We start from the raw sequence: 19,515 nt of genomic DNA, 5'->3' as shown, positions 1-19,515 counted from the left end.
CCATGAAGGACGAAATGGCCCACTGGTTGTTGACGATGTTCAGGATCACCGGCGCCCGATAGACGGCGGCGAAGGTCAGGGCCGAATGGAAGTCGCTTTCGGCCGTCGAGCCATCGCCGATCCAGGTGATGGCGATCTTGTCGTCGCCGCGATAGGCGCTGCCCATGGCCCAGCCCACGGCCTGGGGATACTGGGTGCCCAGATTGCCGCTGATGGTGAAGAAGCCGTAGTCCTTGGACGAATACATGATCGGCAGCTGCCGCCCTTTGATCGGGTCGGCGGCGTTCGAGTAGATCTGGTTCATCATCTCAACCAGCGGATAGCCGCGGGCGATCAGCAGACCCTGCTGGCGATAGGTCGGGAAGCCCATGTCCTCGCGCGGCAGCAGCATCCCCTGGGCCACCGCGATCGCCTCTTCGCCGGTGCATTTCATATAGAAGCTGGTCTTGCCCTGGCGGTGGGCGCGATGCATCCGGTCGTCGAAGGCGCGGGTCAGGATCATGGCCTTCAGACCCCGGCGCAGGGTCTCGGGGTCCAGGCGCGGGTTCCAGGGGCCGACGGCCTTGCCCTCGTCGTCCAGCACCCGGATCAGGCCGAAGGCGTGGTCCAGCATGGCATGCGGCGCGGTCGAGACCTCGGGCCGGTCCATGACGCCGGCGGCGTCCATGCGGATGTGGCTGAAGTCCGGCGTGTCGCCCGGCCGGCCCGTGGGTTCGGGCACCCGCAGCGAAAGCGGTTGGGTGTTCTTTTTCATGTCCTGCCGTCCGGTTGATCCGCCAGCGTTTCCTCGTTCCCGCGATCTAGCATGACCTGAAACGGAAGGCTCGCTTGAAATCGTCTTGCCTATGCCGGTTTTCAGGTATTTTATTGCGCGGCATTCTGAATCGGAGAAACGCATTGGCCGACGAACTGGATCCCATCGACGCTCGCATCCTGGACATCCTGCAACAGGACGCGGGGCTGTCGGTGGCCGAGGTGGCGGATCGCGTCGGCCTTTCGGCCTCGCCCTGCTGGCGCCGGATCAAGCGCCTGGAGGATGCGGGCCTGATCACCAAGCGCGTCACCCTTCTGGACGCCGCCAAGCTGGGCCTGGACTTCGAGGTCTACGCCATCGTCAAGCTGAACCTGCCCTCGACCGACAATCTGGATCTGTTCGAAGCGAACGTCGCCAACTGGCCCGAGGTGGTCCAGTGCGCTACCATCACCGGGCGCGAGGACTATGTGCTGCGCATCATCACCCGCGACATGCACGCCTTCGACAAATTCCTGCGTGAAAAACTATTGGCGCTGGGCATCGTCTCTGACTGCGAAAGCCACATTGTCACGCGCGGCGTGAAGAATGTGACCGCCCTGCCTCTTGGCATAGTGACGCCGCACGTCGGATAATCCGCATCGGCGCCCCTCCTTACGGCGTCTGGAGGGTCTGACATGATCGAAATGGTGATCGACGCGCGGCGCAAGGACCTGGGCGGGTTCGAGGTCGGGCGCGTGTTGCCGTTCCATTCGCGGCGGATGGTCGGGCCGTTCATTTTCCTGGACCAGATGGGGCCGGCCGAGTTCGCGCCGGGGGCCGAGGCGATCAATGTGCGGCCCCATCCGCATATCGGCCTGTCGACCCTGACCTATCTGTTCGAGGGCGAGATTCTTCACCGCGACAACCTGGGCTACACCCAGCCGATCCGTCCGGGAGAGGTGAACTGGATGACCGCCGGCAAGGGCATCGTCCATTCCGAGCGAACCGACCCCCTGAAGCGCAGCCAAGGCGGCGCCATGCACGGCATGCAGGCCTGGATCGCCCTGCCGACCGAAGCCGAAGAGATCGACCCGTCCTTCACCCACCTGGGCGAGGACGCCCAGCCGACCTATGAGAACGCCGGCCTGTTCGCGCGTCTGGTGGCGGGCGAGGCCTATGGCGCCAAGGCGACGGCCCCGGCGGCCTCGCCGCTGTTCTATGTCCACTGGGAGCTGGCCCAGGGCGTGCGCACCGCCCCCCCGCCGGGTCGTGGCCAGGGCGGGATGAGCGAGCGCGCCCTGTTCGTCGCCAGGGGTGAGATCGACGTGGGTGACCGCACCTTCCATGAAGGCCAGATGATCGTGCTGTCGCCGGATCATGAGCCGACGGTGAAGGCCCTGCGTCCGTCGTCGGTCATGGCCCTGGGCGGCGAGCCGGTGGGCGAGCGGCTGATCTGGTGGAATTTCGTCGCCTCGTCCCAGGCCCGCATCGACCAGGCCAAGGCCGACTGGAAGGCCGGCCGCATGAGCCTGCCGCATGAGGACGACCTGGAGTTCATCCCCCTGCCCGACACGCCCGCCACGCCGGAACCGGCGCCGAAAGCCGTGAAGCCCAAGCCGACGCATCCGGTCTGACCTCAGGTCTTGAATCGCAACGGGCCGACCCGATCTAGCGGGGCATGACCGCTTATTCCGTGCTTGATCTGTCGCCCGTCGTCGAAGGCGGCGATATCGCCCGCGCCCTGAACGAGACGCGCCTGTACGCCCAGGCGGCCGACAGGCTGGGCTTCACCCGCTTCTGGCTGGCCGAACATCACAACATGCCGGGCATCGCCTCGGCCGCGACCTCGCTGGTCATCGGCCATGTGGCGGCAGCGACGGATCGCATCCGCGTCGGCTCGGGCGGGATCATGCTGCCCAACCATGCGCCCATCGTGGTGGCTGAACAGTTCGGCACGCTGGAGGCCCTGTATCCCGGCCGCATCGACCTGGGCCTGGGCCGGGCGCCGGGCACGGACGGGGCTACGGCGCGGGCGCTGCGCCGCTATTTCGACGCCGCCGATCAGTTCCCGCGCGAGGTGCTGGAGCTTCAGGCCTTCCTGGCCCCGCCGGTCGAGGGACAGGCCGTCACCGCCTGGCCGGGCGCCGGGTCGGGCGTGCCGATCTGGCTTCTGGGCTCCAGCCTGTTCTCGGCCGAACTGGCGGCGCACCTCGGCCTGCCCTTCGCCTTCGCCAGCCATTTCGCGCCCGAGCTGCTGATGCAGGCGCTGGACGTCTATCGCCGGGGCTTCCGTCCGTCCGAGGCGCTGAAGACCCCCTACGCCATGGCCGCCATCAATGTCTTCGCCGCCGACACGGACGAGGCGGCGCGCCATCTCTCCACCTCGATGCAGCAGGCCTTCGCCGCCGTGGTGACCGGCAAGCCCGGCCGCCTGAAGCCGCCGGTGGACGACATCGCCGCCGTGCTGACGCCGCAACAGATCGCGGCAGTCGACAGCCGCCTGACCTATGCCGCCATCGGCGGGCCGGAGACGGTGCGGGCCAAAATGGCCGACTTCGTGGGCCAGACGGGCGTGGACGAGGTGATGGTCACAGGCATGGTGTTCGACATCGACGCCCGCATCCGCAGCCTGGAGATCACCGCCCAGGCCGTGGGGCTGACCTAAAGCCCTGCCAGAAACTCCAGCAGCAGCCAGCTCACCTGATCGGGCCGTTCCTGCTGCAGCCAGTGGCCGGCGCCGGGGATGACGGGGTTACCGCGCAGGTCGGTGGCCCAGTCGCCCAGCGTCGCCTCGTGCCGCCCGGCGTAGTGGCGCACCGGATCGTTTTCGCCCACCATGAACAGGGCCGGGACGGTGATCTTCTGACCCTGCACGAACCCGGTCAGCGCCCAGTTCCGATCCAGACAGCGATACCAGTCCATCGGCTGTTTGAACCCGCGCGCGGCGAAGGCGGCGACGTATTCCGCCAGCAAAGCCTCGCTCATCCACGGCGGCCGGGTCGCACCATCCGACACGGTCTGAAGCAGGCTGCGCCCCGGCGGGATGAAGCCGGTCGAGCGGGCGTCGGCAGGCGTCGCCCCGTCATAGGCCCAGAACATCTTGCGCAGGGCCGTTTCCGGGTCGCCGTCGAACTCGATCTGGTCGGTCATGTCCTGGAAGCGGACGATATAGAGGTCGCCCAGCCCGGCCCGCGCCGTGATGGCCTTCATCGCCGCGATGGGCGGACCCTTGTCGCTGCGGGGCTGGAACGGCACGCTCAGCCCCGCCACGGCCCGGAAGATGTCGGGCCTCAGAAGCGCACAATGCCAAGCGACCGGCGCCCCCCAATCGTGGCCGACCACGACGGCCTGGGTTTCGCCCAACGCCTGGACCAGGGCGACCATGTCCCCGACCAGATGCAGGAGGGTGTGGTCCTCGGTCCGCTGAGGACCGAGCGTGCCGCCATAGCCGCGCATGTCCGGCGCGACGACACGATACCCGGCCTGGGCCATGGCCTGGATCTGGGCGCGCCAGCTGATCGACAGTTCGGGAAAGCCGTGGATCAGCAGGACCAGAGGCCCGGAGCCGGCCTCGATCACCTGCTGGGTCAGGGTGGCGGTCTTGAGGCTGTGCGTCTTCATCGTCCTTCTCCCCTTGCGGGAGAAGGTGGCTCGCGGAGCGAGACGGATGAGGGGGATGCGGGATCCGCTCTCATCCGTCTGACGGTCAACGGGCGGACACAGCCCCCTCATCCGAGCGCCTTCGGCGCCCACCTTCTCCCGCAAGGGGAGAAGGGCGGTTAAGCCGCCTTCTTGCCGGCGAAGCGGCCGTAGAAGGTTTCGCCCTTGGCCGCCATGTCGCGCAGCAGTTGCGGCGGGGCGAAGCGGTCGCCGTATTGGGCGGCGTATTTGTCCGCCTGCTCGACGAAGGCCTTCAGGCCGATCTGGTCGATGTAGGTGATCGGGCCGCCGGTCCAGGGCGCGAAGCCCCAGGCCAGGATGGCGCCGACGTCGGCTTCGCGCGGGTCGTCGATCACGCCCTCTTCCCAGCAGCGGGCCACCTCGACCGCCTGGCGATACAAAAGGCGCTGCTTCTGGTCGGCGACCATTTCGGGCGTCGAATCGTCGATCTTCACCGGCGCCAGGTCCGACAGGCCCGGCCAGATGACCTTGGGCTTGCTGTCATAGTCGTAGAAGCCCTTGCCGTTCTTGCGGCCGTAACGGCCCAGGTCTTCGACCATCTTGCGCACGATCTCGGAGCCGGGCAGCGGCTGATATTTGTCGCCCAGATCTTCGGCGGTCTGTTTGGCGATCTTGACCGACAGGTCCAGCGCCACGTCGTCGTGCATCTCCAGCGGGCCGCGCGGCATGCCGGTCATGCGGCCGATGTTGTCGATCAGGACCGGGCTGTAGCCCTCTTCCAGCATGGCCATGCCCTCGGCCACATAGGTGCCGAAGCAGCGGCTGGTGTAGAAGCCGCGCCCGTCGTTGACCACGATCGGCGTCTTCTTGATCTTGATGACGTAATCCAGCGCCTTGGCGATGGCCGCTTCACCCGTCTTTTCGCCCAGGATGATCTCGACCAGCATCATCTTGTCGACGGGCGAGAAGAAGTGGATGCCGATGAAGTCCTCAGGCCGGACGCTGGCCTCGGCCAGGCCGGTGATCGGCAGGGTCGAGGTGTTCGATCCGAACACGGCGCCGGGCGCCAGCTGGGCCTCGGCCCGCTTGGTCACATCGGCCTTGATCTCGCGGTTCTCGAACACCGCCTCGATCACCAGGTCCGACCCCTTGATCAGGTCGTAGTCGGTGGTGGCGGTGACGGAAGCCAGCAGGGCGTCATACTTGGCCTGGTCGATCTGGCCGCGCGACAGGCGTTTCTTCAGCAGCTCCTCGACATGGGCCTTGCCCTTGTCGGCGGCTTCCTGATCGCGGTCGATCAGGATGGTCTCGATGCCGGCCAGGGCCTGCACATAGGCGATGCCGGCGCCCATCATGCCGGCGCCCAGGACGGTGACCTTCTTCGGGTCCGACTTGGGCACGCCCGCCGGGCGCACGGCGCCCTTGTCCAGCTCCTGTTTCGACAGGAACAGCGACCGGATCATGCCCTGGGCTTCCGGGGTCATCAGGGTCTTGATGAAATAGCGGGTTTCGATGCGCAGGGCCGCGTCCATCGGAACCTGGACGCCCTCATAGACCGCCTTCATCAGGTTCAGCACGGCCGGATAGTTGCCGTAGGACTGCTTCTTGATCATGGCGTTGCCGACCAGGAAATTCTGGATGCCTGCCGGGTGATAGGGGCCGCCGCCGGGCAGTTTGAAGCCCTTTTCGTCCCAGGGCTGGATCGCCTTGGACGCGCCCTTGATCCAGGCCTTGGCCGCCTGGACCGACTGGCCCTTTTCGACCACCTCATGCACCACGCCGGCGCCCTTGGCGTCGTTGGGGCGGAAGGACTTGCCCTCGCTCATGGCCATCATGGCCGCCTGGACGCCGATCAGGCGCGTCAGCCGCTGGGTGCCGCCGCCGCCGGGGAACAGGCCGACCTTGATCTCGGGCAGGCCCAGCTGGATCTTGTTGTCGTTCTCGACCACCCGATAGTGGCAGGCCAGGGTCAGCTCCAGCCCGCCGCCCAGGGCCAGGCCGTTGATGGCCGCCGCGATGGGCTTGCCGCAGGTCTCCAGCGCGCGCAGGGCGCCGTTCAGCCGCCAGCCGGCGTCATAGGCCGCCTGCAGGTCCGCCCCGCCCAGCATGCCGGACGCCATGTCGCCCAGGTCCGCGCCGGCGCAGAAGCCGGACGCCTTGCCCGAGGTCAGGACCGCGCCCTTGATGGCGTCGTCGGTCTTCACCCGTTCGACCCACTGGGGCACTTCCTGCATCACCGAGGCGGTCAGGGTGTTCATAGAACGCCCCGGCACGTCGAAGGTGATCAGGGCGATGCCGTCGGCGTCGACGTCGATCTTGAAGTTTTCCATATCCATTCGCTCCCGGATCAGACGCGTTCGATGACGGTGGCGGTGCCCATGCCGCCGCCGATGCACAGGGTGACCAGGGCGGTTTCCTTGTTCGAGCGTTCCAGCTCGTCCAGCACCACGCCGGTGATCATGGCCCCGGTGGCGCCCAGGGGGTGGCCCATGGCGATGGCGCCGCCGCAGACGTTCATCTTGTCGTGCGGGATGTCCAGCGCCTGCATGAAGCGCAGCACCACGGCCGCGAAGGCCTCGTTCAGCTCCCACAGGTCGATGTCGGCTGCGGTCATGCCCAGCTTGCCCAGCAGCTTGTTGGCCACGAACTCCGGCCCGGTCAGCATGATCGAAGGCTCCGAGCCGATCGAGGCGGCGCCCTTGATGCGCGCACGCGGCTTCAGGCCCAGGGCCTTGCCCGCCTCCAGCGTGCCGATCAGCACGCCGGCGGCGCCATCGACGATGCCCGAGCTGTTGCCCGGCGTATGGACGTGATCGACCCGCGCCACCTCGGGATAACGCTGCTGGATCACGGCGTCGAAAGCCATTTCGCCCATCATGGCGAAAGACGGCTTCAGACCGGCCAGGGTCTGCATGTCCGTGTTCGGACGAATGGTCTCGTCGCGGTCCAGCTGGACCAGGCCCAGCTGGTTCTTGACCGGCACGACCGACTTGTTGAACCGGCCTTCTTCCCACGACCGGGCCGAGCGTTTGTGGCTTTCGACCGAATAGGCGTCCACGTCGGTGCGGCTGAAGCCCCATTTGGAGGCGATCATGTCGGCCGAGACGCCCTGGGGCACGAAATAGGTCTTGAAGGCGCTGGTCGGATCGACCGGCCAGGCGCCGCCGTCGCTGCCCATCGGCACGCGGCTCATGGCCTCGACCCCGCCGCCGACGGCGAAGTCGGCCTCGCCGGATTTCACCTTGGCCGCCGCCATGTTCACCGCTTCCAGGCCCGAGGCGCAGAAACGGTTGACCTGAACGCCCGCCGTGGTCTGGGCCCAGCCGGCGTTCAGCACGGCGGTGCGGGCGATGTCGGCGCCCTGTTCGCCCACGGGCGAGACGCAGCCCAGGATGACGTCGTCCACGCGACCGGTGTCCAGACCGTTGCGGTCGCGGATCGCCTCCAGCACCTGGGTCGCCAGGCTGAGCGCCGTGATCTCGTGCAGCGATCCGTCGGACTTGCCCTTGCCGCGCGGCGTGCGCACGGCGTCGAAGATATAGGCGTCGGTCATCATCTCTCCTTTTTGGCCCCTATCGCTCGGCGCGCGGCGCCTCGCTGCTTGAGGGGACAAGGGCTGGCCCCTGTCGCTGACCGCATGGGCGGCTTGCAGCTTGGGGGCGTAGGTGCGGAATCGAAACGTGGTCGCCAGAAACCCTACGTTTACGTCAACGTCAAGTAATTAGGGCGTGACGTCGTCGGCCGCCAACCGCTCGGCCAGGGCCTTTTCCTCATCCGCCGACAGCGCCGCAGCCTCGGCCGTCGCCTTTCGACCGCGCAGCAGCAGGGCGGCGCCCGCAACCAGCACCAGCAGGAACGGCCCGAACCACAACAGCCAGGTGCCCATCCGCACCGGCGGCTTGAACAGCACATAGTCGCCATAGCGATCCACCAGGCCGTCGCGGATCTGCGTGTCGGTACGACCGGCGGCGATCTCTTCGCGCACCAGGCGGCGCATATCGGCGGCGACCCCGGCGGGGCTGTCGCCGATGGCCTCATGCTGGCAGACGACGCAGCGGATGGCGTCGAACAGGGCCTGGGCGCGGGCCTCCTGCGCCGGTTCGGCCAGGGGCGCCTCGGGCGGCGGCGCCGGCTCGGCCGCCATCAGGCCCAGGGCCGCGACCGCGATCAGCAGGGCGCGCCTCATGGCGCCCGCCTGCGTGCGCCGGCGCCCAGCCGCAGGCGGCGATCCAGCAATGACAACAGCCCCCCCAGCGCCATCAGCGCCGGTCCCAGGAAGATCAGCCGCGCCCAGGGGTTGAAATGCATCCGCACGGTCCAGGCCGGGGCGCCATCCTCGCTGCGCCGCTCGCCCAGGGTCAGATAGACGTCGTCCAGCCCCCGGAAATCCAGCCCGACCTCGGTGGTGGTCTGGCCGCCGACGGGGAAGAAACGCCGCTCGGCCGTCACGGTGCGGGCCGCATGGCCGCCCGCGGCGGTGACCGTCAGGGTCGCCCGTTCGGCCAGATAGTTCGGCCCCTCGACGATCCGCACATCGTCCAGCCGCGCGACATAGGCGCCGGCCTGAAGGCTTTGCCCCACCGCCAGGGCGCGCGCCGTCTCGACCTTGAAGCCCGTCTCGACCACGGCGCCCAGCACGAAGACCCCCAGGCCCGCATGCGCCAGCGCCATGCCCCAGGCCGCCAGCGGCAGGCCGCGCGCGCGTCTGACGCTTTCGCCCATGGGCGCGCGGAACAGGCGGATGCGTTCGGCGACCTCGGCCGCGGCCCCGCAGATCAGCCAGGCGCCCATGGCCACGCCCGCCGCCGCCAGCGCCTTGCGCGGCTGGAACAGGGCCAGGGCCAGGCCGCCGGCGCCCAGGGCCAGCAGGGCGGCGACCCACAGCCTTTGAACCGCACCCACCGCATCGCCCCGCTTCCACGCCAGCAGCGGCCCGGCCGGCAGGACCAGCAGCGCCACGGCCATCAGGGGGGTGAAGACGGCGTTGAAATAGGGCGGGCCGACCGAGATGGTCGCGCCGGACGCCGCCTCCAGGATCAGCGGATAAAGCGTGCCCAGCAGCACGGTGGCCGCCGCCGCCGTCAGGAACAGGTTGTTCACCACCAGGGCGGCTTCGCGGCTGATGGGGGCGAACAGGCCGCCGCCCTTCATCTGGGGCGCGCGCCAGGCGTAAAGGGCGAAGGCCGCCCCCGCCGTCAGACCCAGAATGGCCAGCAACATGGTTCCGCGCTCGGGGTCCACGGCGAAGGCGTGCACGCTGGTCAGGACGCCGGATCGCACCAGGAAGGCGCCCAGCATCGAAAAGCTGAAGGCCAGCAGGGCCAGAAACACGGTCCAGCCCGCCAGCGCCCCGCGCCGTTCGGTCACCACCGCGCTGTGCAACAGCGCCGCCCCCGCCAGCCACGGCAGGAAGCTGGCGTTCTCGACCGGGTCCCAGAACCACCAGCCGCCCCAGCCCAGTTCGTAATAGGCCCAGAACGACCCCAGGGCGATGCCGACCGTCAGCAGCGCCCAGGACGCCAGCGCCCACGGCCGCACCCACCGGCCCCAGGCGGGCCAGAACGGCGTGCCCGCCCGCCCTTCCACCAGGGCGGCGACGGCCAGCGAGAAACAGACCGAAAACCCGACATAGCCGCCGTAGAGCAGCGGCGGATGCAGGGCCAGGGCCGGGTCCTGCAACAGCGGGTTCAGCCCCGATCCCTGCACCGGCGGGCTGTCCAGCCGCGCGAACGGATTGGAGGTGAAGACGGCGAAGGCCAGGAACAGGCTGGTCAGGGCGCCTTGCGTCGCCACCGCCGTGGTCTTCAGCCGGAACGGCAGGCCCCGCGCCCGCGCCAGGGCCGCGCCGAACACCGCCATGACCAGGCACCACAGCAGAAGCGAGCCCTCATGACTGCCCCAGGCGCCGGCGACCTTGTACAGCATCGGCTTGTCGGTGTGGCTGTTGGCCGCGACATTGGCGACCGAGAAATCCGACCCCACGAAGGCGTGGATCAGCACGCCGAACGCCGCCAGAATCGCCAGGGAACAGCCGATGGCCGCCCCGTTCGCCGCTCCGGCCAGCACGGGGCTGAGCCGCCCGCGCGCCGCCGCCGACAGGGCGGTCTGGGCCGCCGCCAGCGCCAGGGCCAGGGCCAGCAGATAGGCGCCGACCTCGACCGTCATGCGCCAGCCTCGGGTCGCCATTCGCCCTGGGCCTTCAGGCGGTCGGCGACTTCGCGCGGCATATAGGTCTCGTCGTGCTTGGCCAGCACCTGACGGGCGCGGAAGGTGCGGCTTTCGTCAAAGGCGCCTTCGGCCACGATGCCCTGGCCTTCGCGGAACAGGTCGGGCAGGTCGCCACGATAGACCACGCGCGTTTCGGCCGCATTGTCGGTGACGACGAAGGCGACCACCCCGTCTGCGCTCTTGTGCACGCTGCCGGCCACCACCAGACCGCCCAGGCGGATGTTGCGGCCCGCGGGAGCGGCGGCCTCGGTCACCTCGGACGGGCTGAAGAAATAGGTCACGCTGCCGCGCATGGCCCACAGCGAAAGGCCGACCGCCAGCGCCAGCACCGGCGCCACGGCGGCCACGACCCACAGGCGACGGCGCGCCTTGGGCGATGTGGGAAGCCAGCCCATCAGACGCCCCCAGCCGGCAGACGCCGTTCCAGATCGACCCGGCGCGGATCGGCAGGGTCCAGGGCGGCGATCAGCGGCCCCCACATCGCACGGGTTCGGGCGACATCGCCGCGCGCCATGGCCGCCTCGCCCAGGAAATAGCGCGCGCCCAGCTGGTCCGGGTCGCGGTTAAGCGCCTGGGTGAAGGCCGCCTCGGCGTCGGCGCCCACGGTTCCCTGATTGGCCCGCACCAGGCTTTCGCCCAGCCGCGCCCAGCTCTGGGCGTCGTCGGGCGCCAGGGCCAGAACCCGGCGGAAGGCCGAGGCCGCCCCGACCGGATCGCCCGCCTCGAACCGGGCCGCGCCCAGCATCCGCAGCGCCTGCGGATCGTCGGGCGTGTCGCGCACCGCCTGTTCGACCACGGCGGCCAGCTGCTGGGCGTCCAGCATCTGGGGCTGCGCGGCCCAGTCCTGAACGCGTCGGTCGAACGGCTGGTCCGCCAGACCCGGCGCCCCGACCCCGACATAGACCGCCAGGGCCGCCGCCGCCGCCAACCCCGCCCCGCCCAGAACCCAGAACCGGTCGCCCGCGCGCGGCGCCGCCGTCTGTGCGCTGCGTCCGGCGTTCAGGATGCGGCGGCCCGCCTCGGCGCGGGCGGCGGTCCAGGCGGCGGCGTCCATCAGGCCGCGCGCTTTCAGCCGGTCCAGAGCGGCCAGTTCCTCGGCGCCGGGATCGGCCTCGGTCACAGGCTCGGCCCCGCGCCGGGCGCCGCCCAGCATCAATAGCGCGGCCAGGGCCGTCGCCAGTCCGGTCACGATCCAGAAGGCCGTCATGGCCCGCCCTCTAGAGGCAGATGGGTTCGGAGGAAACCGTTTCGTCGCGGCGACGGGCCGGATCAGGCGGCGGAACGGTCTGCGGTCCCGGCCCCGCGCGCCGTACCGGCCACCGCGACCCGGCGTCGCACGGTGCGCGCCGCCTCGATCCGCTCGATACGCTCAAGGCCCTCGGCGACCCATTCGACCAGGCGCGCGGCATGGGCTTCGTCCGGCGCATCGCCGGCGTTGATCAGCTCCAGCGCCTCATCGGCATAACGGGTCAGTCGCTCATCCAGATCGGCCACCAGCTTGGTGCGCTGGGCCTCGCAGCCGAACACCCCCGCCGGACCGCGCACAGCGGCGACGAAGTCCAGCAGGGTGCGCGCCCGATCCACGGCCTCGCCTTCGGTCGGCGCATCCAGGCGCGGAACATGCCGGACCATGCGGCCCGAAATCTGGACGCGCGCCATCGGCAGCACCTCTTCGACAGCCGGTTCGACGGCCCGCATCAGCGCCTGCAGACGCGACACGATGCGGCCGCGCAGAATCCGCGTACGTTCCTCCCACACGCCATGCGGCGGCATGGGCACGGTCATGTCCAGCTCGCTCAGGACAGAGGCGCACCAGACCAGATTGGTCCGCACCGCCTCGATCTCGGCCGGGGTCGCCTCGGGCCCGAAGGCCGCGATGCGGTCGGCGCGCACGGCGATGGCGTCCAGCAGGCGATCGACGAAGACGCCCATCTCGCTGTCGCTCAGGAAGCCGTCGCGGCCGGTGGCGGCCGAGGCCTGGACCACGATGCGCAGGCAAGCGGCGGCCTCGGTCATATGGGCGAACAGGATTTCGGTCAGGCGGCGCGCCCCGTCCGGGGCCACGGCGCCCGCATCGCGCATCAGCAGGCGCAACTGGGCGATCTGTTCCTCGTCGGGGCGGTCGATCCAGATCGGCAAGCGCCGCAGGCCGCGCCGCGCCAGATGCGCCAGGTCGAAACAACTGGCGAGTTCGGCCCTCTGATCGTCATCGGTGCCGGGCCACAGGGTTTCGCCCTGGTCGCGGATCGCGCTGGCCGCCGCCAGGCAGAACCGGTCGGCGATGACGTCCGTCACCGGCCCCTCTTCATCCAGCCGCGCCAGCATATCAGCCTGGCGAGCAGAGGCTTCACGCCACACGGCCGTCAGGACGGCGGCGGGAAAGATCAGCCCCTGCACCCCATCGGCGCGCGGGCGAAACAGCGGCAGCAGCGGGGCGAAGGCGGTGCGGCGACGCGCGCGATCCAGCCCCTCGGCGCGCAGCATGACGGCCAGGGCGTCGCCCCCCGCCCCCGACAGGGCGCAGGCGGCGACCTCCAGACGCGCCAGGGTCGTATCCCCGCACAGGTCTATGATCCGGCCCAGCGCCTTTCGCTGGACTGCCGACAGGCCGTTCATGGAACGCTCCGCCGTCGCGGGAAGCTGCGACACGGCCAGCCTGCCCCGAACGGGGTTAAAATCCTGTTTGTGACGGGGCCGGCTCAGCGCTCGGCGGCGGGCAGTTCCAGCGTGGCCTTCAGCCCGCCCAGATCGCTTTGCCCCAGCGTCAGTCGCCCGCCATAGGCGCGGACCAGTTCATCGACGATCGACAGGCCCAGCCCTGATCCCGGCGCGCTTTCGTCCAGCCGGGCGCCGCGCTTCAGCACCGTCTCGCGCTGGTCCTCGGGCAGGCCCGGCCCGTCGTCCTCGACCACGGCGATCATCTGGCCCAGGCCGCTGGGCCCGGCCGAGACCCGCACCCGCCGCTTGCACCAGATGCAGGCGTTCTCGATCAGATTGCCCAATATCTCCTGCAGGTCCTGGCGTTCGCCCAGGAAGCCCAGTTCGTCGGGCGCACGCCAGTCGATTTCGACATTGCGGCGCTCGAACACCCGTTCCAGCATCACGGCCAGTTCGTCGATCACCTCGGCCACCGGCGTGCGTTCGCCCAGGCCGTGGGCGGCGCGGGCGGCGGCGCGGGCGCGGCGTAGATGGTGATCGACCTGGCCCTGCATCACCTTGGTCTGGCGCCGCACCATTTCGGGCAACGGCCCCTCGGTCGTTCCCGCCTCGGCCAGCATGACCGAGATCGGCGTCTTCAGCGCATGGGCCAGGTTGCCGACGTGGGTGCGCTGGCGCTCCACCACCTCCTGATTGTGGTCCAGGAGGCGGTTGACCTGTTCGGCCAGGGGCTGGATCTCAACCGGATAGTCGCGCTCGATCCGCGCCTTGCGGCCCTTGCGGACGGCGGCGATCTCGTTGCGCAGGCCGTAAAGCGGACGCAGGCCGATCTGCACCTGCACCAGGACGGCGGCCACCAGAACGGCGCCCAGAATCAGCAGGGCCACCCAGGTCACCGTGGCGAACTGGCGGGTGTCGGCGTCCACCGCCGACCGGTCGATGCCGGCCAGAAAGACCACCGGCGCCTCGCGTCCCGGCAACTGTTTCATCGAGGCGGCGACCCGCAGCGGTTCGCCCGCCGGGCCGACGGCGTTGTAGCTGATGGTCTCGCCTCCGGCCCGGGCCAGAAGCGGCGGCAGGTCGGCGGGCGCCGTCAGATCGGTGTCCCACAGCGAGCGCGACCGGGCTAGGGTGCGCAGCCTGTCGTTCGGCGCCGGTTCGGCCACCGCCCAGTATTTGCCGGAGTAGATGTTCAGCGTGCGCTGATCCAGGATCGGGCCGACCGTGACGCCTTCGGGCGTGGCGGTGGCCGCCAGAACCGCCTGGTCGATGGTTTCGTTCAGCGTCACGCCCAGGCGCCGCAGGGCCGATTCCCGAAACAGCGACGTCAGGCCCCAGCCGGTCAGCACCAGGGCCAGCAGCATCCAGATGGCCGCCAGCCAGACCAGACGGCGGGTCAGCGACCGTCCGGGCCGCCGGAACCAGCCCAACCAGTTGCGCGCCACGCCTTTGCGGGGTTCGGCCGCGGCCTGAGCCTCGCTCACGCGGTCACGCCGCCTCTTCGCCCGCCAGCGGCGCCAGACGATAGCCCAGGCCGCGCACCGTCTCGATCCGGTCGGAGCCGATCTTCTTGCGCAAGCGGCCGACGAACACCTCGATGGTGTTGGAATCGCGGTCGAAATCCTGGTCGTACAGGTGTTCCACCAGCTCGGTCCGGCTGATGACCCGGCCCTGGTGCATCATCATGTAGTGCAGCAGCCGGTATTCCAGCGACGTCAGGCGCAGCGGCTCGCCATCGACGCTGGCGCGGGCCGCGCGCGGGTCCAGCCGCAGGGCGCCGCACGTCAGGGTCGCCGCCGCATGACCGGCCGAGCGCCGCAGCAGGGCGCGCAGACGGGCCAGCAGTTCTTCGGTATGGAAGGGCTTGGTCAGATAGTCGTCGGCTCCGGCGTCGAAGCCCGACACCTTGTCCGACCAGGCGCCGCGCGCGGTCAGGATCAGAACCGGCGTCGTGCGCCCTTCGCGGCGCCAGCGCTCCAGCACCGACACGCCGTCGATCTTGGGCAGGCCCAGGTCCAGCACGATCACATCATAGGGTTCGGTGTCGCCCAGATAGTGCGCCTCTTCGCCGTCGGCGGCGTGGTCGACGGCGTATCCGGCGTCGGACAGCGCCCCCTTCAGCTGGCGCGACAGATCGACATCGTCTTCGACAAGCAGCACGCGCATGGCGTCAGCGTTCCCCTATGATCCGGCCGGTGCGCCCGTCGACCATGATGTCGGCCACGCGCCCGCCGGGGTATTCCCAGCGAATGACATAGGTCAACCGGTCGCCCGAGCCGCGCTCGCTGACGCCCAGCATCCGGCCCTGACGGCCCGAGGAGACGCGGCGCACCACTTCGCTCAGATCCACGCGCTGGCCCTCGCGCACCTCGTCGCGCGCCTGATCCTGGCGCAGGGAGTTGGAGAAGGGCCCGCGCACCTGGGCGGCCGCCGACGCCGCCGGAAGGACGGTCAGCGCGGTCGCCAGCGCGGTCAGAAGGATGACGCGGTTACGGAACATGACTGGCGCTCTAGGCCCCCTCCGCTGAACAGCGGCTGAACAGACAGTTTAGGCCCCTTTACGACTTAGGCCAGCCCGCATGCTCGGCGCCGGACGGGAACGAACGCGCGCCTGCCGTGCGCCCGCGCGCGTAGGGCGCACGGCGGGCCCCGACGCGCCGGGCCGCAAGATGAACCCCGACTGACGCGCGCCGTTCAGATCAGGCTCAGCCGCCGGGTGGTCATCTGCACCCATCGCCGCCGGCCCCAACCCCCGGAGACGAAAATGAACCGAAAGGAACGACCGATGAAAAAGACCCTTCTGATCCCCGCCCTCGCCCTGGCTGCGGCTTCGGTCGCGCTGCCCGCCGCCGCTCAGTCTTATGGCCAGTCCTATGGCCACGGCCCGTCGCGCGGCGGCGGCTATCAGCAAGACTATCGCGGCTGGCAGTCGATCAACCAGCGCCAGGCCAACCTGGAACGCCGCATCGACCAGGGCGTGCGCTATGGCTCGATCACCCGTCGCGAGGCGGTCAACCTGCGGGCCGAGTTCAACCAGATCGCCCGTCTGGAGGCCAACTATCGCCGCGGCGGCCTGACCCAGTGGGAGCGCAACGACCTGGATCGCCGCTTCGACCGTCTGTCGGCCAAGATCCGCTACGAAAGCCGCGACCGCGACCACCGTCGCGACCACCGTCGTGACGACCGCCGCGACGGCCGCCGCTACTAAACGGCGAACAGGCGACGGCGCCCCGATCCCCTCCCCTTGAGGGGCGCCGAACCGGAAGACGCGATCCGCAAGGGTCGCGTCTTCTTCGTTTGCCAGAGGGCGGCAAGGCTTGATTCGCCACGCGGCCCGCGCCATATCCCCGCTTGGAGATCGCGGGCGAAGGCTTCGCCAACCTGGTCAGGGCCGGAAGGCAGCAGCCACAACGAACACCCTTTGGGTCGCGGTCTCCACCCTTTCCTGATTTTTCGCCCTAACGCTCGCGACGCGGTCGCTCCCTGCTTGAGGGCGGGTTTCCTGCATCATCCTCCGTCATCCTCGGGCTTGACCCGAGGATCAGACCGTCCGCGAGGCTCGACGTCGCCGGTCAGGCGGTCCCTGCAAAATCATCCCCGCCCAAGTCGTGCTTCTTCTGATCCTCGGGTCAAGCCCGAGGATGACGGGGTTGGGAGGACGCGCTAGGACGGTCTCATGAGCGACGTCGATCCGAATCTCGATGGGCCTCCCTGGGAGGAGGACGCGGACAGCGCCGTCCGCGACGAGAACACCGACGACATGTTTGGCGCCCCGCCCGAACCGGCGCCTGAACCCGAAACCAAGCCCGCCAAGACCGCCGCTCCCGAACCCGCCGCTGCGACCGGCGACGCGGATGAGGCCTACACCGTCCTGGCCCGCAAATACCGGCCCCGCGCGTTCGAGGACCTGATCGGGCAGGAGGCGATGGTTCGCACCCTGACCAACGCCTTCGCCACCGGCCGCATCGCCCACGCCTTCATGCTGACCGGCGTGCGCGGGGTGGGCAAGACGACCACGGCCCGCCTTCTGGCCCGCGCCCTGAACAACGAAACCGATACGATCGACCGGCCGTCCCTGGCCCTGAGCCCCGACGGGCGGCACGACGCCGCCATCATGGCCGGCCAGCACATGGATGTGATGGAGATGGACGCCGCCAGCCATACCGGCGTCAACGACATCCGCGACATCCTGGACAGCGTCCGCTACGCGCCCGTCGAGGCGCGCTACAAGGTCTATGTGCTGGACGAAGTCCACATGCTGTCGACCCAGGCGTTCAACGCCCTGCTGAAAACGCTGGAAGAACCGCCGCCCCACGCCAAATTCATCTTCGCCACCACCGAGATACGCAAGGTGCCGGTGACGATCCTGAGCCGCTGTCAGCGTTTCGACCTGCGCCGGGTCGAGCCCGAGGTTCTGGTCGAACACCTGGCCCGCATCGCCGACAAGGAAGGCATGAAGATCGAGCAGGAGGCCCTGGCCCTGATCGCCCGCTCGGCCGAAGGCTCGGTGCGCGACGGCCTGTCGCTGCTGGATCAGGCCCTGGTTCAGGGCGAGCGGGGCGAGACGGTCAGAACCGATCTGGTGCGTGACATGCTGGGCCTGGCCGACCGCAGCCAGACGATCCAGCTGTTCGAATCCATCATGGCCGGCCGCACGCCCGAGGCGCTGGAGGCGTTCCGCACCCTTTATGGCTTCGGCGCCGATCCGGTGCAGATCACCAATGATCTTCTGGAACACTGTCACGCCGCCTCGGTGGCCAAGATGCTGGGTCCGCAGGCGACGCGTCTGCCCAATGACCAGGCCCAGAAGCTGGCCGCCCTGGGCGCGGCCATTCCGGCCGGAACCCTGTCGCGGACCTGGTCCATGCTGCTGAAGGCCCTGGACGAGGTTCGGCGCGCGCCCAACCCGGCCGATGCGGTGGAAATGGCCATCGTGCGCCTGGCCTACGCCGCCGACCTGCCCGGCCCGGAAGAGGCGCTGAAGCGGCTGCATGCAGGCGAGCCGATCACCGGCGGCCCCGGCGGCGGGTCCGCCCCGCGCGGCGGCAGTGGGGGCGGGGGCGGCGCCTCGGCCCAGCTGGCGGCCCGACCCGTCGCGGCGCCCGCCCTGCCGGACCCCCAGACCTTTGACGCCGTGGTCGCCCTGATCGGGGAAAAGCGCGAGATCAAGCTGCAGCTGGACGTGCAGCAGCATGTGAAGCTGGTCAGCTTCAAGCCCGGCGCCATCGTCTATGAAAGCGGCGCTAACGCCCCGGCCGATCTGGCCCGGCGCCTGGCGGGGCGGTTGAAGGACTGGACCGGCAAGACCTGGCTGATTGCCGCCAACGGCCAGGGCGGGGGCGAGACCCTGATCGAACAGGAACGCCGCGGCCGCGCCCAGGAGCGGGCCGAGGTGGCCGAGGATCCCTTCGTCAGGGCGGTGCTGGACGCCTTCCCGGGCGCCAAGGTCGGCGAAATCAAGACCCTGGCCAAGACCGTCGAACTGCCGGTCATCCCGGACGAGGCTGACCCGGCCGACGACGACTGACGAAACCTGTCAGACAGCCCGGCGCCCCTCGCGGCCCCGTCACAACCGTGGTCAGATACCCTTGCTCATCAAGGGGGATGTCCGATGCGCCTTCACCGTTCCAGCCTGGCCCTGGCGGCCGCCTGTCTGATGCTGGCCGGACCGGCCGTGGCGCAAGAGGCCGACCCGGCCCAGGATCTGCGCGACGAGGTGTCCGAGGTCGCCGCCCAGATTCAGACCAAGCTGCGCCCGCTGGCCGAGGCCCTGGGCGTGCCCTTTCCCGACGTTCAGGCGCGCATGGACCCGCTGATCCGCGCCGCCGTGCCGGCGCCGCCCACCGGGCGCGAGGACTGGGCCTTCGACATGGCGTTCGAGAGCAAGACCAGCGTCACCGACAACGGCACGGCCCCGACCGAGGGCCGACGCGCGGTGTTCAACGACGCCCAGGCCTGCATCGCCCGTTATCCCGAACAGGGGCCGGTGGTGCATTTCCGGCGGTTCCGCCAGGGGGTCTTGCGCGGCCACCAGTGCGTGTTGGCGACGGTCGAGGGCGACACCGCCACCCTGCTGTCCGAAACCTATGTCGAGGGGCCGGACCGGCACATGTCGTCCCGCTATGCGGCCGTCGCCTCGGTCGAGGGGGACGCCGCCGCCACCCTGGCCGCCGTCGACCCTGTGGTGGAGACGAACATCGAGCTGGCCTGGGCCATCGCGGAACTGAGCATCGCGGGCCTGCCGTCCGCCCGCGTCCGCGACGACGACTGAAGGC

General features: G+C 69.5%; 18 protein-coding genes and 1 other RNA gene. 7 read left to right on the top strand and 12 right to left on the bottom strand.

Annotated elements, in window-relative coordinates; genetic code table 11:
* Window positions 1-754 (bottom strand): thiamine pyrophosphate-dependent enzyme (locus Q0581_RS08830; RefSeq protein ID WP_298699487.1); only part of this gene is annotated, 754 nt, incomplete at its 3' end.
* Window positions 755-897: 143 nt separating this feature from the next.
* Between Q0581_RS08830 and Q0581_RS08825 the strand changes: the two genes are divergently transcribed.
* From Q0581_RS08825 to Q0581_RS08815, 3 genes are read left to right on the top strand one after another with little or no spacing between them, the layout of a single operon-like run.
* Window positions 898-1,386 carry an Lrp/AsnC family transcriptional regulator gene (locus tag Q0581_RS08825; RefSeq protein WP_298699485.1) on the top strand — a complete coding sequence of 163 codons (489 nt, stop codon included), beginning with the start codon at window positions 898-900 and terminating at the stop codon, window positions 1,384-1,386.
* Between the two features lie 42 nt (window positions 1,387-1,428).
* Entirely contained in the window at window positions 1,429-2,367 is a 939-nt protein-coding gene (locus Q0581_RS08820; protein WP_298699483.1) for a pirin family protein, read from the top strand.
* A gap of 44 nt (window positions 2,368-2,411) precedes the next feature.
* Window positions 2,412-3,398, top strand: a complete 987-nt coding sequence (locus tag Q0581_RS08815) for an LLM class flavin-dependent oxidoreductase (protein ID WP_298699481.1) — start codon at window positions 2,412-2,414, stop codon at window positions 3,396-3,398.
* On the opposite strand, the gene Q0581_RS08810 is transcribed toward Q0581_RS08815, so the two are convergent.
* The 11 genes from Q0581_RS08810 to Q0581_RS08760 form a co-directional block, all read right to left on the bottom strand.
* The gene (locus tag Q0581_RS08810) at window positions 3,395-4,354 is read right to left on the bottom strand and encodes an alpha/beta hydrolase (protein WP_298699479.1); all 960 of its coding nucleotides are present in this window, start codon (window positions 4,352-4,354) and stop codon (window positions 3,395-3,397) included. The two genes, Q0581_RS08815 and Q0581_RS08810, sit on opposite strands and share 4 nt — an antisense overlap.
* 158 nt (window positions 4,355-4,512) lie before the next feature.
* The gene (locus tag Q0581_RS08805) at window positions 4,513-6,684 is read right to left on the bottom strand and encodes a 3-hydroxyacyl-CoA dehydrogenase NAD-binding domain-containing protein (RefSeq protein ID WP_298699496.1); all 2,172 of its coding nucleotides are present in this window, start codon (window positions 6,682-6,684) and stop codon (window positions 4,513-4,515) included.
* A gap of 17 nt (window positions 6,685-6,701) precedes the next feature.
* Complete coding sequence (locus Q0581_RS08800; protein WP_298699477.1) at window positions 6,702-7,907, bottom strand: acetyl-CoA C-acetyltransferase; 1,206 nt, start codon at window positions 7,905-7,907, stop codon at window positions 6,702-6,704.
* A 168-nt stretch (window positions 7,908-8,075) separates the two neighbouring features.
* The gene (locus Q0581_RS08795; RefSeq protein ID WP_298699475.1) at window positions 8,076-8,540 is read right to left on the bottom strand and encodes a cytochrome c-type biogenesis protein; all 465 of its coding nucleotides are present in this window, start codon (window positions 8,538-8,540) and stop codon (window positions 8,076-8,078) included.
* Window positions 8,537-10,519: a heme lyase CcmF/NrfE family subunit gene (locus tag Q0581_RS08790; protein WP_298699474.1), complete on the bottom strand. Its 1,983-nt coding sequence runs from the start codon at window positions 10,517-10,519 to the stop codon at window positions 8,537-8,539. Before Q0581_RS08790 ends, Q0581_RS08795 begins: the two co-directional genes overlap by 4 nt.
* Window positions 10,516-10,977 (bottom strand): cytochrome c maturation protein CcmE, encoded by a 462-nt coding sequence (gene ccmE / locus Q0581_RS08785; protein WP_298699473.1) that lies wholly within the window; start codon window positions 10,975-10,977, stop codon window positions 10,516-10,518. Before ccmE ends, Q0581_RS08790 begins: the two co-directional genes overlap by 4 nt.
* Window positions 10,977-11,789 carry a c-type cytochrome biogenesis protein CcmI gene (gene ccmI / locus Q0581_RS08780; RefSeq protein WP_298699472.1) on the bottom strand — a complete coding sequence of 271 codons (813 nt, stop codon included), beginning with the start codon at window positions 11,787-11,789 and terminating at the stop codon, window positions 10,977-10,979. The genes ccmE and ccmI overlap by 1 nt, the downstream gene beginning before the upstream one ends.
* A 62-nt stretch (window positions 11,790-11,851) precedes the next feature.
* Entirely contained in the window at window positions 11,852-13,198 is a 1,347-nt protein-coding gene (locus Q0581_RS08775) for a hypothetical protein (RefSeq protein ID WP_298699471.1), read from the bottom strand.
* Between the two features lie 83 nt (window positions 13,199-13,281).
* A complete protein-coding gene (locus Q0581_RS08770) occupies window positions 13,282-14,604 on the bottom strand; it encodes a sensor histidine kinase (protein WP_298699494.1) in 1,323 nt (440 codons plus the stop codon).
* Window positions 14,605-14,728: 124 nt separating this feature from the next.
* Window positions 14,729-15,406, bottom strand: coding sequence for a response regulator transcription factor (locus Q0581_RS08765; RefSeq protein ID WP_298699469.1), 678 nt, complete (start codon window positions 15,404-15,406; stop codon window positions 14,729-14,731).
* Between the two features lie 4 nt (window positions 15,407-15,410).
* On the bottom strand, window positions 15,411-15,740 hold the full coding sequence (locus Q0581_RS08760; protein WP_298699467.1) for a hypothetical protein: 330 nt from the start codon (window positions 15,738-15,740) through the stop codon (window positions 15,411-15,413).
* A 285-nt stretch (window positions 15,741-16,025) separates the two neighbouring features.
* Between Q0581_RS08760 and Q0581_RS08755 the strand changes: the two genes are divergently transcribed.
* From Q0581_RS08755 to Q0581_RS08740, 4 genes are all read left to right on the top strand, one after another.
* Entirely contained in the window at window positions 16,026-16,448 is a 423-nt protein-coding gene (locus Q0581_RS08755; RefSeq protein WP_298699466.1) for a hypothetical protein, read from the top strand.
* A 141-nt stretch (window positions 16,449-16,589) separates the two neighbouring features.
* Window positions 16,590-16,684, top strand: an RNA gene (ffs, locus tag Q0581_RS08750) — signal recognition particle sRNA small type.
* A gap of 232 nt (window positions 16,685-16,916) precedes the next feature.
* Window positions 16,917-18,767, top strand: a complete 1,851-nt coding sequence (locus Q0581_RS08745; protein WP_298699465.1) for a DNA polymerase III subunit gamma/tau — start codon at window positions 16,917-16,919, stop codon at window positions 18,765-18,767.
* Between the two features lie 84 nt (window positions 18,768-18,851).
* Window positions 18,852-19,511, top strand: a complete 660-nt coding sequence (locus Q0581_RS08740) for a hypothetical protein (RefSeq protein WP_298699464.1) — start codon at window positions 18,852-18,854, stop codon at window positions 19,509-19,511.
* Window positions 19,512-19,515 lie beyond the last annotated feature (4 nt).

The sequence above is a fragment of the uncultured Brevundimonas sp. genome (genome assembly GCF_937863155.1).
Classification (GTDB): domain Bacteria; phylum Pseudomonadota; class Alphaproteobacteria; order Caulobacterales; family Caulobacteraceae; genus Brevundimonas.
Note: the sequence above shows the minus strand (reverse complement) of the source record. Positions and strands in the feature narration are given on the sequence as shown.